This is a genomic window from Paraburkholderia oxyphila NBRC 105797, from assembly GCF_000685075.1.
Taxonomy (GTDB): domain Bacteria; phylum Pseudomonadota; class Gammaproteobacteria; order Burkholderiales; family Burkholderiaceae; genus Paraburkholderia; species Paraburkholderia oxyphila.
The window spans coordinates 26,801-43,042 of record NZ_BAYD01000008.1 but is presented as its reverse complement, the minus strand read 5'-3'; the positions used below and the strand labels follow the sequence as shown (position 1 = coordinate 43,042).

Below are 16,242 nucleotides of genomic sequence, written 5' to 3'. Positions count from 1 at the left end.
GGCGCCCCCAATCAGCCGAGTGCCTGGTTGACGATGGCGAACTGGAGCACGTCCGGGTCGCGCGCGGGTTCGCCGTTGCGCGCCATCTTCACGACGGTGTCCACGCGCGCGAGGCCGAGCGATTCGAGCCAGGGGCCGAGGCCCTGCTCGTCGGGCGTATCGATGCGCGTGAACGCGCCCGCGTTGGCCGCGAGCCGGTCGGCGATCAGCGCCTGGGCCCGCTGCGTTTGCAAGCCGCCTGCGCTGCTAACGGCGACAGGACCGATCGCGTGGCCGCGGCCGAACGGGCGCAGCAGCGCAAAGCCGAGCAGGGCTTCGGCATGCTCGCCGTCGCCGCCAGTGACCAGCGCGACGCCCTGCGCAATGTCGAGCAGCGGCAGCAGCAGCGTGCCGCGCTCCAGCCCGCTCGCACGCGAGGCGAGTGCGATGAGGCGCGGCGTATCGCGCGGTTCGAGCGGGCGCAGACGCTCGCCTGGTGGCGGCTCGACGCGCGGCGCGCGAAAATCGCTGTCTTGATGCTGGTGCAGCAGGCCGATTTTCCTGAAGCCGAGTTTTTCGTAGAGCGGCTGGCCGGCGGGCGTCGCGTGCAGCACGGTCATGCGCGGGCCGATTGCGTCGAGCAGGCGCTCCATCAGCATCCGGCCGATTCCGCGCCCTTGCTGGTCGGGCGCGACGATGACGAGGCCGAGCGTGGCGCCCTGGTCGCTCCAGGGCCAGTACAGCGCCGTGCCGACGAGGCGCTCGCCGTCCTTGACCACGAACCCCGCGCCCGTGCGGGCGGCAAGGCGCCAGTCGTCGGCGCGATGCGGCCAGCGGACTTCCAGGGACAACGCATGGGCGCCCTCGATATCGGCATCGGAGAAGGGCAGGCAGACAAGATTCGAAGACGCGGGCAGGGTGGACACGAAAGGGCTCCCAGGTCGAAGTTCGAAGGCTACTTTGACAGAGGGGCCTGGGCGTGGATAGGACGATCCTGTTGCGGAAAACGAAAGTGGCTCAGCGTGCCAATGTCCGTTTCAGGATTGCGAAAGATCGGCGCGCGTCCCATTTCCCTTCCACCGGGCACGGAGATCGCGTGCCTCGGGCCCGGGAAATAGCGCGTCCTCGCCGGACAGGATGGCCTCGACAATCATGTTGGCCACATCGTGCGGAGAAACCTTGGCGATGGGGAGCCCGGCGCTCATCGGGGTGTCCATGGGGCCGGGATACACGCCGATGACACGCACGCTGGACGGCCGCAATTCCTCGCGCATGCCTTCCGTGAGAGAGTGGGCCGCTGCCTTGGATACCGAGTACGACCCGCACGCGACCAGGTGGTCAATCGAAAGCACACTGAGGACATTGACGAACAGGCCTTCCTGCCGCGCTCTCATGAACGGTGCGAGCGCACGAGCGAGGCGCAAAGGGCCGAAGTAGTTGACTTCCATTTCCTCGCGCGCCGCGTGCTCGTCGCGGCAAAATAAAACGCTATCCGCACGGTTGACGCCGGCATTGTTGATCACGATGCTGGTGTCGCGAAGGCGCGGTATCGATGCATCGATACTGGCTGGATTGGCCAGATCCATCGATACCGGCACGACCGTGGAAGGCAGACCTTGTTCGGAGAGGCGACCCGGCGTTCGGGCAGCCGCATAGACCGTGCAGCCGAATCGGGCGAAGCTGCGGATCAGTTCCAACCCAAGCCCACCCGTGGCGCCGGTGACCAGGACGCTTCTGCCTTTGAAGAAGTTCAAATCTCGCGGGTCCATCCCATATCCTCTCAAGATCGTGCCTTACGGCCCTGCTGGCGGTGTCACGGTCACGCCCGCGTGACTCGGCGCCAATGTCAATCGACAGGTGACAGCGCCTAGCCCTTCACCGGTCGAGCCTCCTTTCTGGCCGCGCTCGTGCGGGAGAGCGCCTGGCCGGTCGTGTCCTCGAGGCTCCCACCGATAATGGCCTCCTGCGTGGTGTAGTAGAACGTCGCTGCGAGGCGCAGGCTGGCCGTGGTCTTCGCTTTCGCGGCTTCGGCATCCGCGTGCATGAAGGCCTCCAGGATGGCCCGATTGTTCTCGAGCGCAGCCTTCTGGACCTCCCTGTCGCGCAGCGTCGCCAGCCGAACCGCTTCGACATGGTCGCGAAGCCGGTCGATGGTCTGAACGAGGTGCGGATTCGGGACCATGCCGATCCACGCCGTGCGAAACGCCTCCGACGCCTCGATGAACCGAGCCGCGTCGTCTGACGCGTAGGCCTGCTCGGCCGCCGATATCGCGGAGCGCATCCGGCCCAGTCCTTCGAGCGTGGTGTGCCTGCAAGCCTCACTGGCGGCAGTGGGCTCGAGAAGCAGGCGGGTCTCGAAGATGTTCGCGATGTCGGTGGGCGTGAAGCGCCTCAAGATGAAGCCGCGGGCCGTGCCTTCCAGCAGGCCCTCGCTTTTCATCTGCAACAGCGCTTCCCGCACGGGCATGCGGGAGACGCCCAGCAAGGCCGCAATTTCATGGTCCACGAGTTTGTGCTCGAACGAGACCTCACCCTTACGGATCTGGTTGCGAACGTAGTGATAGACGCGTTCGCGGATGTTCTGCTTGGGTTCTTGACTCGCGGAGTCGACGGGGGTTTTCGTTGCCATAGTCAAAGGTGCATGGGTCGACGTTTTCGAAATTCTATCATGAGTGATCGTCAAATAGTATTCTATTTTTATATGCGTAACTTATTGATTTATAACGATAAAAACGCGTATATCAAAAATTTCTTGTGGGATGTCACGTAAACAGTATACTGTTCTCAACGGTGCCGCTGCCTCAGACCGCGAAGTGTGAGAACCATTGAATGGTCGTGTCCTCGCGAACTGTGCGGCGCCTGGGAGTGGACAAGCCTGGAGGAGTCAGTGATGAGTGGTACGACGATCAGCATTTCTGAACATGGCAACACAAGCTTTACCGGATACCTGGCGTTGCCGCCGTCCGGCAGCGGCCCCGGCCTGATCCTTTGTCAGGAGATTTTCGGCGTCAACGCGCACATCCGTGAAGTCGCCGAGCTCTACGCGCAAGAGGGTTATGTCGTGCTGGCCCCGGACTTCTTCTGGCGCCAGGCCGAGGGATGCGAGCTCGAAGCGGACGAAGCGGGCATGCTGAAGGCGATGGCGCTGGTGGAGGCGTTTCGCGACGACGAGGCGGTGGAGGATCTGCATGCGGCACTGGCCGTGCTGCGCGCAAGGCCCGAGGTCACGGGCGACTGTGGCGTGGTGGGCTTTTGTCTCGGAGGCAAGCTCGCGTATCTGGCCGCGGCGCACACGGACGCCGCCGTTTGCGTGGGATATTACGGCGTCGGCATCGAGCACCTCGTCGATCGCGCGCACGCGCTGCGCGGCAGGCTCGTGCTCCATTTCGCCGGCAACGACGCGCACTGTAACGAGGCCGCCCGTGCCACGATCTTCGCTGCGCTCGGACAGCGCGACAACGTCAGCCTGTATGTCTATCACGGCGTGGACCACGCCTTCGCGCGCTTCGGCAGTCCCCATTTCAACAAATCGGCCAGCACGCTTGCGCACGATCGCACCATCGGCGCATTACGGCGGGTGCTGGGACCGCACTATGATCTCGAAGCGCTGTGGGAACGGCATCTGCAACTCGAGTTCGAAACGCGCGACGCCGACGCGACGATGCAGACCATGGTCGCCGAGCCCTACGTCAATCATGTGCCAACCATGACGGGAGGCGTGGGCTACGCGTCGCTGCGGCGCTTCTACCAGCATCACTTCATTCACGCCAATCCGCCCGACACGCGGCAGATCCCGGTCTCGCGCACGGTCGGCGCGACGCAGATCGTCGACGAGATCCTGTTCTGTTTTACCCACACGCGCGAGATCGACTGGCTGCTGCCCGGTATCGCGCCGACTGGCCGCCAGGTCGAGATTCCGCTCGTGGGGATCGTGAAGTTTCGCGGCGACAAGCTTTGCCATGAACACATTTACTGGGACCAGGCGAGTGTGCTGGTGCAAATCGGGTTGATCGACGCGGGCGAGTTGCCGGTCGCCGGCATGGAAGCCGCGCGCAAGGTGATGGACGAAACGCTGCCCAGCAATACCCTGATGAATCGTTGGTCCGAAAGCGAAATGCTTTCGTCGTGATCTGATACCTGTCTTTTCGGACGTTCGGCGTTTCGTGCCTTGAATTCGTCCGAATTCATCTATTCATTTATTTAGTCATGCAAATGAAAATTTCAACGGACCCGACCCGGCCCGGTTTTTCCGACGTGGCGCCAGGATTACATGTACCGGCTTCACATCGCACGGTGCCCGCCTTGTTGAAGGCGCGTGCCTCGGCCATGGGCGAAGCACCGCTGTTTTCCGACAGGGCGACACAATGGTCCGGCGCCGACGCGCTCGAAGCGGCATCGCGCAGGGCTGGCGCATTGCAGGCGGCTGGCATCCGGCAGGGCGATCGCGTTGCGTTGATGTGCTCGAACCGGGTCGAATTTATGGAAATCGTGCTCGGCTGCGGGTGGCTCGGCGCAGTGGTCGTTCCGATCAATACCGCGTCGCGCGGCATGCAGTTGCAGCACATTCTTGCGAACTCGGGAGCCCGGCTGCTGGTCGCCGAATCGTCGTTGACCGGAGCGCTCGCCACCCTGGAACTGTCGGCGCTCGCCCTGGAGAACGTGTGGCTGATCGACGACGGCAAGGCCGCGGCATCGCTGCCGCTCGCCTGCGAGCCCATGCCGCCTCTCGCCGATGCGGTGGAGGCGTCGAACATCGGACCGGGCGATACGCTTGCGATCCTTTACACCTCCGGGACGTCCGGCCTCTCGAAGGGCGTGGTTTGTCCGCACGCACAGTTTTACTGGTGGGGTGTGTATGCGGCGTTGCACATTGGCATTACGCGCGCGGACATCCTCTACACCGTGCTTCCGCTGTTCCATACCAACGCATTGAACAGCTTCTTTCAGGCGCTGGTTTCGGGCGCTTCTCTGATTGTCGATACACGGTTTTCGGCGAGCCGATTTTTCTCCTCGCTGATCGAGACAGGCGCAACGGTGACCTATCTGCTTGGCGCGATGGTTCCCATCCTGCTTTCGAAGCCGCCGACTGACGCGGAGCGCGCGCACAAAGTCAGGATCGCATTGGCGCCAGGCGTCCCGGAGCAGTTTCTCAGCGACTTCACCGCGCGCAGCGGCATCGAGCTGCTTGAAGGATTTGGCTCCACGGAGACCAACTGTGTGCTGGGGCGTGGCCTCGCGGACCAGCGCCCGGGATGGATGGGGCGCGTCGCGGAGGGCTTCGAGGCGCTCGTCGTCGATGAACATGACCAGCCCGTTGCGGACGGGCAGCCGGGCGAACTGCTGTTGCGCGCGACCGAGCCTTACGCGTTTGCGACTGGTTATTTCGGCATGCCCGAGAAGACGGTCGAGGCGTGGAAAAACCTCTGGTTCCACACCGGCGATCGGGTCGTTCGCGATGCCGACGGATATTACAGGTTCGTGGACCGGCTAAAGGACGCGATCCGGCGCCGCGGCGAGAACATTTCGTCGTACGAGGTCGAACAGACCCTGCTCAGCCATCCGGACATCGAGACCGCCGCGGTGTACGCCGTGCGCTCGGAACTGGCAGAAGACGAAGTCATGGCCGCCGTCGTATTGAGAGCGGGTTCAACGTTGACTCCGGAGATGCTCGTAGCGCACTGCGAGCCGCGTCTCGCGTATTTCGCGATCCCGCGCTTCATCGAGTTCATGGTGGATTTGCCGAAGACGGAAAACGGCAAGATCCAGAAATACCGGTTGCGTGAGCGGGGTACCGGAATCGATACCTGGGACCGCGAGGCGGCGGGCTATCAATTGAAGCGGGCCTGATCGGGTGAGTCCAATCTGATGTCGGAACATTACAATGAGTAAGCCAAAAAACTTCGATGGCGCCGTGATTTCCGCCGCTGTCGAGATTCCGTACCGGCGGCGTCCCGAAGGTGTGACGACCGGCGGCCTGCTCGCTCAGGCCGTCGCGAAGGCGCTGGCGCAACTGGGCCTGCGGGCGTCGGACGTCGACGGGCTCGGTGTTGCTTCGTTTACGCTGGCTCCCGATCACGCCATCGACCTTGCGTGGCGCCTTGGCATCAGCCCGCGCTGGACGATGGACGACTGTCATGGTGGGGCAAGCGGGATCAATCTGCTTCAGCATGCGGTGCGAGCCGTGCAATCCGGCGATGCCTCTGTCGTGGTCCTCGTAGCGGGCGATCATTTCGGCCCCGGGGATTTCGCACAACTGACCGAGAACTACAACGCAACGACACGAAAGTACCTGCGTCCGCTGAATTTTTCGGGCCCCAACGCGGTCTTTGCGATGCTGACGTCGCGCCACATGCAGCGCCACGGTCTTGCCCGTCACGACTATGCGGAGATCGCGGTGGCGCAGCGTGCATGGGCGTCCGGGAATCCCGAAGCGGTGTATCGCGCGCCGCTCACGCTCGATGACTACCTGGGCGCACCGGTCGTCGCCGAGCCGCTATGCCGCTTCGACTGCGTTCCGGTGGTCTCCGGCGCGAATGCAATAGTCGTCATGGCGTCGGACGACCGGCGCACGCCGTTGAACGGGGTTCGCGTGACTGCCCTGGAAGCACGGCACAACCCCGACCATCAGCAGGCGGACGGCCTCACGACGGGCCTTGCCAATGTCGCCGGGCGACTGTGGGAGACGGCTGGGTTTGGCCCGGACGAAGTCGATGTGGTGTCTGTCTACGACGATTACCCGGCAATGGTCCTCATCCAGCTGGCAGACCTCGGATTCGCGCCATCCGGCGACATACGCGACTTGATCGAGCGGATCACCGGGCGAAAGCTGGCCGTGAATACATCGGGCGGTCAGCTCTCCGCGGGACAGGCGGGCGCCGCTGGCGGCATGCATGGTCTCGTAGAGGCAATCAGGCAGCTTCGCGGCGAGGCGGCGGGGCGCCAGATCGAAGGCGCGCGCTCGGCCGTGGTGAGTGGCTACGGGATGGTCGAATATCGCTACGGCATGTGCGCGAATGCCGTCGTCATGGAGCGCATCCAATGACTTTTCACGTTTATCAATGCGCCGATTGTCAATTGACGCTCTTTCCCGAGCGCTACATGTGCCCGGCGTGCGGCGGAATGCATTGGCGCGATATAGAAGCCGGTGTCGGGACGATCGAACAGATCACGCGCCTCTTCAGTCGCGCTGAAACACCGGGAAACGAGCCGCTCGTACTGGCCACGGTACGCACCGAACCCGAAGCCTGGGTTGTCGCGCAGCTCGAAGGGACGATGGCACGAGGCGAACGTGTTCGCTTGCGGGTGCTCGACGACGGAAAAGTGATGGCTGTGCGGGCCTGACCTGCGGATTTCACCGCACCGCCGATATCGGGCCGACGAGGCTCACGCAATTCACTACGGTTGAGAAATGGGATCGATCGACGATCCGAAGGACTGTCATATGATTAGTACTCCATCATTCATAGCCGCGGCGATCCAGGCTGCGCCGGTGTATTTGAACACGCAGGCGACCATCGAAAAGGCGGTCAGGCTCATTCATGAGGCGGCCGCTAATGGGGCGCGTCTGATCGCGTTTCCGGAGGTGTTCGTTCCCGGCTACCCCTACTGGAGCTGGATGATGTCTCCAGTCAAGGGCAGCGCGTGGTTCGAGCGACTGGTGCGGCAGTCGATCACGGTGCCGGGTCCGGAAGTCGACGCGCTTTGCGAGGCGGCACGGCAAGCGAACGCGTACGTTGTCATCGGGGTCAACGAGCGCCCGTCGCACAGCCTGGGCACGCTGTACAACACCATTCTGACCATTGGTTCGGACGGCCGGCTGCTGGGGCGGCACCGCAAGCTCGTCCCGACCTGGGCCGAGAAGCTCACGTGGGGGAACGGCGACGCGAGCGGCCTGACGGTGCATCAAACGGAGATTGGCCCGCTCGGCGCGCTCGCATGCGGCGAAAACACCAATACGCTCGCCCGCTTCAGCCTGCTGGCACAGGGCGAACTGATTCATGTCGCCAGCTATATCGCGCTGCCGGTCGCGCCGCCCGACTATGACATGGCCGAGGCCATCAAGGTACGGGCGATGGCGCATAGCTTCGAAGGGAAAGTCTTCACGATTGTCTCGTGCTCGACCGTGTCGGAAGAGATCGTTGCTGCGATGGAAGCCGAATGCGATGAGGCCAGGTCGCTTCTCACGCGCCGCAATAGCGCGTTTTCGGGCGTGATCGGGCCCGACGGGCGCGTCGTCGGAAACCCGCTGATCGACGAAGAGGGCATCGTCTATGCCGAAGTGGACCTGGCGCGCTGCATCCAGCCAAAGCAGATGCACGACATCGTCGGGCACTACAACCGCTTCGATATTTTCGATCTGCGTGTCAATGCGAGCGAGCAGCCGCCCCTGCAAATCAGCAGGCCGTCGCAGGCACGCGCTGACCAGCCGGCTTCGAAAACCGAGGACACCACGGCCGCGGGTTTGCGCTGCACGGATCCATCCTTTTGACGATCGAGGAGACCTTCATGCGAGACGACGTTATTGGCCGCGCGAACGTACAGGACACGCCTGAGATCGTGCAGTACTACGCGGAACTGGCGCAGTACGACGCGGGTGCGCTGTGGACGGTGGCAAACGACATCGAGCCTTGGGAGCCGCGCTCGTCCTCCGTGCCGACGCTGTGGCGGTACCGGGATCTGCGCGATCTCGTGATCCGCTCGGCCGAACTCGTGACACCCGAAAAGGCAGGGCGGCGGGTCGTGATGCTGACCAATCCCAACCGGAAGGACGTGAGCGCATGCGTCGGATGGCTTTACTCGGGCCTGCAGGTGATGCGCCCCGGGGAGGAGGCGTCGGCACACCGTCATTCGGCTTCCGCGCTGCGCTTCATCATGGAAGGCAGCGGTGCCTATACCGTGGTCGACGGGCACAAGATTCCGCTCGGCGCGCGAGATTTCGTGCTCACGCCGAACGGCACCTGGCACCAGCACGGTGTGCGCGCGGACGGGGGCTGGTGCATCTGGCAGGACGGCCTCGACATCCCCTTGATCAATGCCCTCGAAGCGAACTTCTACGAAGTCCATCCGCAGCGCTTTCAGGAGGTGACGAAGCCCATCGACGACTCGGCCAAGACCTATGGCGGCCCAGGCGTGTTGCCCGTGAATCAGGTATGGGCAAAGCCCTACTCGCCGTTGTTCAAGTATCAGTGGGACGCCACCTACGAAGCCTTGCAACGGTACGCGAGTGTTAGCGACGCTTCGCCTTTTGACGGCGCGATGCTGCAATTCGTGAACCCCGTCACCGGCAAAGACGTCATGCCGACAATCGGCGCGGCGATGCAGATGCTGCGTCCTGGCGAGAAGACCCAGGCTCACCGGCATACCGGAAGTGTGATGTATCAGGTGGCGAAAGGACGAGGCCACTCGATCATCGCGGGGCGCCGTTTCGACTGGGAGGAGCGCGACATATTCTGCGTGCCTTCGTGGGCGCTGCACGAGCATGCGAACGCGTCGGATACCGAGGACGCCTGTCTCTTTTCGTTCAACGACTTGCCGGTCATCCGTTCGCTGGGCCTCTATCGCGAGGAAGCATACACGGACAACGGCGGACATCAGGCCGAGTGCTGACCACCAGCGTGGCAGACAAATACCGAGTCCTCAAAGGACCACGCAACCGTAATCGGAGAGCAATGTGAAGTTGATCACCTATCGTAATCGGGACCTCGAGACGCGCCTCGGCGCGATTGTGGGGAATCTGGCCATTGATCTCGAAAAGCTGGGCGAGGCTCACGGCCTGGCGATACCGGGCAGCATGCTGGCGTTTATCGACGCATCGCCCACTGCGTTGAAGCAATGCGCCGCCTTGATCGCCGAGACGGGCGATGCGTGGCCGTTGGGTGTGGCGACGCCGCTCGAGAATGTGAAGTTGCTGGCACCCATTCCGCGTCCTCGCAAGAACATTTTCGGCATCGGTCTGAACTACGTGGAGCACGTGGCAGAGTCGTCGCGTTCGCTCGATACGTCCTCCGATTTGCCCAAACAGCCCGTCATTTTCTCGAAGCCGCCGACGACGGTGATCGGCTATGGCGACGCGATCCAGCACAACGCCAAGATCACGAAGCAGCTCGATTGGGAGGCGGAACTCGCGGTCGTCATCGGCAAGACTGCTACGCGGATCGACGAGGACGACGCAATGTCCCATGTGTTCGGCTACTGCGTCCTGAACGACATCAGCGCGCGCGATTGCCGCCGTGCAGGGCAGTGGATTTTCTCGAAAGGTCAGGATACCTATGCGCCGATGGGGCCGTGCATCGTGACAGCCGACGAGATTCCCGATCCCCACAACCTGGCGATCTGGTTGAGCGTCAACGGCGTGGAAAAGCAGAAGTCCAACACGCGCCACATGCTGTTCAAGGTGCCTCAGCTGATCGCGGATATCAGTTCTGGCATCACGCTGGAACCGGGCGACATCATCGCCACGGGGACACCGTCAGGGGTGGGCGCCGGAAGAACGCCTCAGGAATGGTTGAAGCCAGGCGATGTGGTGGAGCTGGGTGTCGAGGGGATTGGCACGTTGCGCAACCCCGTTGTCGCGATCTGAGAGGTTTGACATGTCTATCACAGAGAAGCCGCGCGCAATGCGCATCGGTCAGATCGTGCCGAGCTCGAATACGACGATGGAAACCGAAATTCCCGCCATGTTGCGTGCGCGGGAGTCGATCCTTCCGGAGCGCTTCACGTTTCACTCGAGCCGGATGCGGATGAAGCATGTCACGAAGGCGGAGCTGGAGCGCATGGATGCGGATTCGGACCGCTGCGCGGATGAGCTCTCCGATGCACGCATGGACGTGATCGGCTATGCGTGTCTCGTCGCGATCATGAGCATGGGCCATGGCTATCACCGCCAATCCGAACAGCGGCTTCAGCAGCGCACCGTTCTGAATGGTGGACCCGCTCCGCTCGTCACCAGTGCAGGGGCGCTCATCGACGGACTCACGGCGATGAAGGCGCGGCGCATCTCGATCATCTGTCCGTACATGAAGCCGCTGACCAGACTGGTGGTCGACTACATCGAAAACGAGGGCTTCGAAGTCCACGACTATTGCGCGCTGGAAATTCCGGACAACCTGGAAGTCGGTGCGCGCGATCCCATGGCACTTGTCGAGATCTACAAAAAGGTTTCCCTGTCGAATATCGACGCGCTCGTCTTGTCCGCATGCGTACAGATGCCGTCTCTGGCGGCGATCCCGGTCGTGCAGGGCGCCTCGGGCATACCGGTGGTGTCGGCTGCGGCCTGTACGACCTGGCAAATGCTCAAGAAACTGGGGCTCGCAACGAAAGTCCCCGGCGCCGGAGCGTTGTTATCCGGAGACTATTGACAGCACGCATCGAGCAACGCGCGAAGACATCCGAAAAGCGAGCAGGTCAATCGAATGATCGATGCTCGCATTCAACCACCTCGTCTGCGACATCGAGGAGACAACCTTGAACTCAAGTACATCTATTTCGGCCGCGGGTAGCGATGCCGAAGTATCGGAATCGACTTTACGGCGCACGGTCATCACTTCCGTAGTGGGACAGGCACTGGAGTGGTACGACTTCTTCCTCTACGGCACAGCCTCGGCACTGGTGTTCGGGGAATTCTTCTTTCCAATCGGCAAGGATCCCCTTATTGGCACGATGCTGTCATTCGGCGGATTCCTCGTGGGCTTCATGGCGAGGCCGATTGGCGGGATTGTCTGTGGGCACCTCGGCGACCGCATCGGCCGCAAGCGGGTTCTGATCCTGACGCTGCTCATCATGGGCACCGCGACGTTTCTCATGGGCCTGCTGCCGACTTACAACCACATTGGCATCTGGGCGCCGGTGCTGCTGCTCGCGTTGCGCGTCGTTCAGGGCCTGGCTGCGGGAGGCGAGTGGAGCGGCAGCATCCTCATCATCAGCGAGAGCGTGGCGCCTTCGCGGCGTGGCTTCCTCTCCGCATGGAGCCCCGGTGGGGCGACGACGGGGTTCGTGCTGTCGTCGGCCGCGTTCCTGCTGGCAAGGATGCTGCCCCATGACGATTTCGTGCAGTGGGGCTGGCGGCTGCCGTTTCTTGGCAGTGTCGTCATTGTCGGGCTCGGGTACTACGTGCGCCGGCGGATTCCGGAAAGCGCCGAGTTCGTCAAGCTCGAAAGTTCGAACGCCCGGGTCCGGATGCCGGTGCTCGAAGTGCTGCGTCACCATCCCAAAGAATTGCTGATGGTATTCGGCCTGCGCTTCGGCGAAGGTGGCGCTTCTTATGTGCTCTTTGCGTTCTCGCTGGCGTATGGAAAGTTCATGGGCCTGCCGGGCAACCTGTTGCTGATGGCCTTGACGGTCTCGATGGTGTTGATGATTCCGTTTTCGCTGTGGTTCGGTTACTTGTCGGACCGGGTCGGGCGACGCCCCATTTATCTGGTGGGCGCAATCGGCATCATGGCCGTGGCGTTTCCGTTCTTCTTCATGCTGCAGTCCGGGAATACAGCGTTGATCGTGACGGCCTATGTGCTCTCGACGAGTGTTGCGATCGGCGCGCTCGAAGGCGCTCAGCCCGCCTATATGTCGGAGCTCTTCGCAGCAGATGTGCGCTACTCGGGCTTGGGGGTGGGACGTGAAATCGCGTCGGTGCTGGGTGCCGGCCTCGCGCCGATGCTGTCGACAGGATTGCTTGCCCACTATCGGAGCCCGTGGCCGGTTGCTGCGTATCTGTTCCTGCTGGGCTTGAGCATTGTTATCGCGTTGAGGTTCACGCCGGAAACCTTGCCTCGGCACCTGCGCGCCGGTGGAGCACGGCGATGAACGACATCGTTTCGCGCCTCGAACACGATCTGGAGCAGGGCGAAATCCTGGACGGGAATCGCCGCTACCTGCTGATGCGCCCGGACGTGCTGATGGGGATGCTTCGTGGTCTCGACGAGACGACCCGTGCAGCGGTCTTGAAGAGCTTCACGCGCGCCGCGTATGAAAACGGCGGCCGGAGCATCGAGGCCTACGCGAGGGACGCCGATGGGCGGGCCCTGCTTGACGTGGTCTGCGAGACTTCCGCGGGCCTTGGGTGGGGAAAGTGGGACGCCGAACTCGAGCGCGACGGCCTGCGGCTGACGGTGCGCAACAGCCCGTTTGCCTGGGGGTATGGCGTGGCGTCGTGTCCGGTGTGTGCGCCTGTCGTAGGCATAGTGCAGTCAGTGGCGAAGCAGATCCTGGGCAGTCCCGTCGTGGCCGAAGAGGTCGCGTGTGGCGCGATGTCGGGACGGGCCTGCGAATTCGTTGCGTACCGGGAAGACCGGAGTCTGGAGGGCAATCTGAAATGAGACCGTCATTTTCATTCCGTCATGATCCGGAGGCGATCCGGACGCTGTTCGACGACGATCGCGTCCATCGCGACGTCTATCTCAACGACGAACTCTTTCAGCTCGAATGCGAACGCCTGTTCGCGCGGTCATGGGTCTATGTCGGACACGAGAGCCAGGTGCCGGGCGCCGGAGACTTCATCACCACGTCGGTTGCCGGCCAGCCGCTGGTCATGATCAGACAGGCCGACGGCACGGTCCGCACACTGCTCAATCGCTGCGCACACAAAGGCGCGATGCTGGTATCCGCGCCTTCAGGCAATGTCGGGAAATTTTTCAAGTGCCCCTATCACGCATGGACCTACCGCACGGATGGCAAACCGCTCGCGGTGCCATTGCGCGCAGGCTATGAGGGGACCCGGCTCGCCGCGTGCGAGAACTCACGTGGACTCGAAAGCGTCGCCACGGCAACGTATCGTGGCTTTGTATTTGCCCGGCTGGCGCGCGATGGCATCGCTTTCGAGGATTACTTCGGCGATATGCTGGGCGTGCTCGACAATCTCGCTGACCGGTCGCCAAGCGGCGAACTGCGAATTGCCGGTGGCGTCTTTCGCAGCGTGATGAACTGCAACTGGAAGATGTACCTCGAGAATGTGATCGACGCGGTGCATCCGATCTCGACGCATGCGTCGGCCTGGCAGACCGCGCGCGACATCGCGCAGGAGTGGGCGCACGACGAGCCGAAGCCTATGGAACTGGAGCAACTGCTCCCGTTCGGATCGAGCTATGACTTCTATCAGCAGGCGGGTGCGCGCATCTTTCCAAACGGCCACTGCATTCTGGGCACGCGATCCAGCATCCATACCGGGCAGGGCATGCCCGCGGACTACCGCGACGCGTTGGTGAAGGCACACGGAGAATCGCGCGTATCGGAGATCCTCGCCTTTACACCCCAGAATTCCGTGCTGTTCCCGACGCTCGCGATCAAGAGCACGCCGCAAACCATGCGGGTGATCCGGCCGCTCGCGGTCAACCGCACGCTGGTCGAGATCTTCGCGCTGGAACCGGTTGGCGCGCCGGCGGAGCTATTGCAACGCACCCTGTCATACAACCGGCTCGTCTTCTCGCCGATGTCGGTTGTGGCCCACGACGACATTCAGGTATTCGAAACGATGCAGGCGGCGTTGGCGGCGCGAGGCAATCCCTGGGTCAGTCTGCATCGGGAATGCCGGGGGGACGAGAGCCGGGGTGCGCCCGCGGACGTCAGCGGCAACGACGAGGTCTTGATGCGCAATCTCTATCGTTCGTGGGTCGAATTGATGGGACAGCGGACGGGTGAAGAAGACGAAACGGCGCGGGAGCAATGCGATGAACTGTCATGACGAAGCGACACTCGAGCTGATCGTAGAGGAAATCCGGTCGTTGACGCCCGAAATCCAGTCCTACCGGCTGGTGCTGCCGGACCGTTCTGCGCTCCCACCGTTTGCGGCCGGTGCGCACATCCGGGTGCGTGTCTTTCCAGACGGCTGCGCGCAGTGGCGACACTATTCGCTCGTGAACTTCGAGACCGATCCCACGGCAACGACAGACCCGCGAAGTTATGACATCGCCGTGAAGCGGGAAGACGGCGGGAAAGGCGGATCGCGATGGATGCATGAGCGGGTCCAGGAGGGGGACCGGCTGGTGGTCGCGCCGCCCGTCAACGGGTTTGGTCTCGATCCAGAGGGGGAGGCCGTTCTGATCGCGGGCGGAATTGGCATCACGCCTATCGCTTCGATGACTGCCGCACTGGCAGGCGCAGGGCGGAAGTTTCAGTTGCACTACAGCGGACGCAGCCGATCGAGCATGCCATTTATCGACGAACTGTCCGCATTGGCAGACACGCGGCTCGCGCTCCAGTACGACGACGTTCCAGAGACGCGCCTGGATCTCGCACGCGTACTGGACGCGACAAATCCGGCCGCATCGCTGTATGTCTGCGGCCCGAAGGGCATGGTCGACGCGGCCATCGGCTTCGCGATCCAGCGTGGCTGGGCGCGCAGTCGAATTCATGTCGAGCTGTTTTCGGAAACCGGGCCAGACGCAGCCGACACGGCATTCGAAGTGGAACTGCGCCAATCGAACCGGGTGCTGCAGGTCCGGCCCGACAAGACGATTCTGGACACGCTGCTCGAAGCGGGACTGGACCCCCTCTATGACTGCAGGCGAGGTGAGTGCGGGGTTTGCCAGACAGCGGTCATTGAGGGTGACGTCGATCACCGGGACTACTGCCTGAGTGAGGCCGAAAGGCGCTCAGGGCGTGTCATGCAGATTTGCGTCTCAAGGGCGCGTCAAGGCCGGCTGGTCCTTGACCTGTAGAGTCGTTGCGCGACGCGGCGCATCTCCGATGGCGCGGCAGTCGCGGCACACGAGGGGCATGATTAGTTTGAGGATACAAGCATGAAAAGTATCGATTCGATGCGCGATGCGGTGATTGAATTCATCTACGAAGAGGCGCGGCTGCTGGATGAGAAGCGCTTTGACGAGTGGTACGAGCGCTTTGCGACGGGTGGCGTGTACTGGATGCCGATGGTGCCGGGGCAATCGGATGCGGCCAACCACGCCGCGCTCATGTACGAAGATCTTGTGATGCTAAGGCTTCGGATTGAGCGGTTGAAGCAGCCTCATGCCCATTCACAACAGCCGGCGAGCCGCTGTCTGCATGTCATGCAGCGGCCCTTCGTCAACCTGCCCGAAGAGGGCGGCGAGGGAATCTATCGGGCGCATACCCCGATGATCTACAGCGAGACGCGTGGTGGCGAGCAGTGGATATACGCGGCCACGGCGAGTCATGAACTGATTCTGGAAAACGGGGGCTTGAGGATCCTTGCGAAGCGGGTCGAACTGCTCAATTGTGATGCCCCTCTGCCTGCCATTCAGCTATTTCCGTGATCACAGCTGCCTCGCCGCCCGACGTTTCGGGGTGAAAGACTCG

At 62.6% G+C, this 16,242-nt stretch carries 16 protein-coding genes; 13 read left to right on the top strand and 3 right to left on the bottom strand.

From position 1 onward, the window contains the following. Nucleotides 1–11: 11 nt before the first annotated feature. From BO1_RS07215 to BO1_RS49990, 3 genes are all read right to left on the bottom strand, one after another. Nucleotides 12–905 (bottom strand): GNAT family N-acetyltransferase, encoded by an 894-nt coding sequence (locus tag BO1_RS07215; protein ID WP_043284033.1) that lies wholly within the window; start codon nt 903–905, stop codon nt 12–14. 111 nt (nt 906–1,016) lie between these two features. Next, a complete protein-coding gene (locus BO1_RS07210) occupies nt 1,017–1,748 on the bottom strand; it encodes an SDR family NAD(P)-dependent oxidoreductase (protein WP_043284031.1) in 732 nt (243 codons plus the stop codon). Between the two features lie 98 nt (nt 1,749–1,846). Further along, nucleotides 1,847–2,608, bottom strand: a complete 762-nt coding sequence (locus BO1_RS49990) for a GntR family transcriptional regulator (RefSeq protein ID WP_063744668.1) — start codon at nt 2,606–2,608, stop codon at nt 1,847–1,849. 261 nt (nt 2,609–2,869) lie between these two features. Here BO1_RS49990 and BO1_RS07200 point away from each other — a divergent pair, with 261 nt between their 5' ends. The 13 genes from BO1_RS07200 (at nt 2,870) to BO1_RS07140 (ending at nt 16,199) form a co-directional block, all read left to right on the top strand. Next, a complete protein-coding gene (locus BO1_RS07200; RefSeq protein WP_028216985.1) occupies nt 2,870–4,108 on the top strand; it encodes a dienelactone hydrolase family protein in 1,239 nt (412 codons plus the stop codon). An 83-nt stretch (nt 4,109–4,191) separates the two neighbouring features. After that, a complete protein-coding gene (locus BO1_RS07195; RefSeq protein WP_156992168.1) occupies nt 4,192–5,826 on the top strand; it encodes an ATP-dependent acyl-CoA ligase in 1,635 nt (544 codons plus the stop codon). Between the two features lie 34 nt (nt 5,827–5,860). Continuing rightward, the gene (locus BO1_RS07190) at nt 5,861–7,021 is read left to right on the top strand and encodes a thiolase family protein (RefSeq protein WP_028216983.1); all 1,161 of its coding nucleotides are present in this window, start codon (nt 5,861–5,863) and stop codon (nt 7,019–7,021) included. Then, complete coding sequence (locus BO1_RS49985) at nt 7,018–7,320, top strand: zinc ribbon domain-containing protein (protein WP_052409378.1); 303 nt, start codon at nt 7,018–7,020, stop codon at nt 7,318–7,320. Before BO1_RS07190 ends, BO1_RS49985 begins: the two co-directional genes overlap by 4 nt. 100 nt (nt 7,321–7,420) lie before the next feature. Next, entirely contained in the window at nt 7,421–8,467 is a 1,047-nt protein-coding gene (locus tag BO1_RS49980; protein ID WP_043284088.1) for a carbon-nitrogen hydrolase family protein, read from the top strand. 17 nt (nt 8,468–8,484) lie between these two features. Further along, nucleotides 8,485–9,585, top strand: a complete 1,101-nt coding sequence (locus BO1_RS07175) for a cupin domain-containing protein (RefSeq protein WP_028216982.1) — start codon at nt 8,485–8,487, stop codon at nt 9,583–9,585. A gap of 64 nt (nt 9,586–9,649) precedes the next feature. After that, nucleotides 9,650–10,558, top strand: a complete 909-nt coding sequence (locus tag BO1_RS07170; RefSeq protein WP_028216981.1) for a fumarylacetoacetate hydrolase family protein — start codon at nt 9,650–9,652, stop codon at nt 10,556–10,558. A gap of 10 nt (nt 10,559–10,568) precedes the next feature. Further along, complete coding sequence (locus BO1_RS07165; protein ID WP_028216980.1) at nt 10,569–11,336, top strand: maleate cis-trans isomerase family protein; 768 nt, start codon at nt 10,569–10,571, stop codon at nt 11,334–11,336. A gap of 106 nt (nt 11,337–11,442) precedes the next feature. After that, nucleotides 11,443–12,777 (top strand): MFS transporter, encoded by a 1,335-nt coding sequence (locus tag BO1_RS07160; protein ID WP_245643724.1) that lies wholly within the window; start codon nt 11,443–11,445, stop codon nt 12,775–12,777. Next, nucleotides 12,774–13,289, top strand: coding sequence for a V4R domain-containing protein (locus tag BO1_RS49975; RefSeq protein ID WP_052409377.1), 516 nt, complete (start codon nt 12,774–12,776; stop codon nt 13,287–13,289). Before BO1_RS07160 ends, BO1_RS49975 begins: the two co-directional genes overlap by 4 nt. Next, complete coding sequence (locus tag BO1_RS49970; RefSeq protein ID WP_043284029.1) at nt 13,286–14,650, top strand: aromatic ring-hydroxylating dioxygenase subunit alpha; 1,365 nt, start codon at nt 13,286–13,288, stop codon at nt 14,648–14,650. The genes BO1_RS49975 and BO1_RS49970 overlap by 4 nt, the downstream gene beginning before the upstream one ends. Beyond that, a complete protein-coding gene (locus tag BO1_RS07145) occupies nt 14,604–15,626 on the top strand; it encodes a PDR/VanB family oxidoreductase (protein WP_245643723.1) in 1,023 nt (340 codons plus the stop codon). Before BO1_RS49970 ends, BO1_RS07145 begins: the two co-directional genes overlap by 47 nt. Nucleotides 15,627–15,707: 81 nt before the next feature. Then, nucleotides 15,708–16,199, top strand: a complete 492-nt coding sequence (locus BO1_RS07140; RefSeq protein ID WP_028216977.1) for an aromatic-ring-hydroxylating dioxygenase subunit beta — start codon at nt 15,708–15,710, stop codon at nt 16,197–16,199. The last annotated feature ends 43 nt before the right edge of the window (nt 16,200–16,242 follow it).